Annotated in this window: 1 protein-coding gene; it reads right to left on the reverse strand. The window is 42.8% G+C overall.

Translation table 11 applies throughout. From position 1 onward, the window contains the following. Window positions 1-1,266: an NnrS family protein gene (locus tag CEW93_RS10580; RefSeq protein WP_089540710.1), complete on the reverse strand. Its 1,266-nt coding sequence runs from the start codon at window positions 1,264-1,266 to the stop codon at window positions 1-3.

The raw sequence follows: 1,266 nt of genomic DNA on the forward strand, positions 1-1,266 counted from the left end.
TTATCCAAATAGTCCATCGGTTCTTGGTTTTGTTAAGATGCCCACATAAGAAAGACAAAATATCACAAAAGACGCTATCCACAATACTTGTGATAATAACATGAGCGGCATATAACCATCATTAAAAAATAGCGGTAACACCACACGAAATATGCCACACAAAATCATCAACATGAACATTAATGATACAGTGGCAGGGGGCTGATGGATATTTCTGCCAGTATGTCCAAGCGACACCCGAGCCATCATGGCAATCGTCATCAGTCCAATGCCAAACACCGCCAAACCATGTAGTCCAAGCGTGTGGATATTAATAGAGCTAAACCAATTTAACTGTGTGGCAATCGGATAAAGCACAAACATCGCTAAACTTATCGTCATGCCAAAAAATGCAATGATGAGCGACCACAGCAGGGGCTTTTGCCAGATGGCGTGGTGATACCAGTTTTTTAGGCGTGCCAAATTAGCCATCAAACATACTAACGCACACACGCCAGCAATCATGGGCTGTTTGATGAACAAATCAAAAATGATAAATCCAAAAAATCCAAATAAATTGAGCCTGTCCAGTAGATCGGAGTTTTTTTGTTCAAGCTGCATGCCATTTGGTGTGCCATCATGATTGACGCTGATGCCTTTGGTAATAAAGAATGGCAAAACACGCCGTGCAATGGTAAACACCACACCAATCACCAAATATAAGGCAAAATATAAAGCGATTTGCTGTGTGTTGTGATGATTTATCAGCACGCCCACATAAAAAGCAACCTGAGTCAAACCTAATAGTAAAAGTTTGGTAATGATACCAATTTGACGTTTTTGGCGAACAGCCCACACCGCTTTGATAACAGCAAAAGCAGTCATGCCCCAAAATATCATGTCAAATACAAAAGCCGCCATGAACAGGGCAATGCTAGGTATGACATGAAGCCCAAGCCAGATAAAGCGAGATACTGCCCACGCCCCAAATATCGCCCCCAAATGCCAGCCATAAGGCATGGGCTGATTTGTCCATGTCTTGACCGCTGTTAATAAAAACCCTGCAATCACCGCCAAAGCATAACCAAACACCATCTCATGACCATGCCAATAAAAGGGCGTAACCACTCCTTGAAAAGGAGCAAACCCTTGTAATATCACCAGCCAAAGTAGCATACTTACCACGGCAAACACTGCCGAACCCACAAAAAATATGCGAAAACCCAAATTTAAAATGGGGTGGGGCGATGTTGGGCGTTTGGCAGTGTTTTGGATGTTCATGAGCAT

The sequence above is a fragment of the Moraxella sp. VT-16-12 genome, from assembly GCF_002224245.2.
GTDB lineage: Bacteria > Pseudomonadota > Gammaproteobacteria > Pseudomonadales > Moraxellaceae > Moraxella.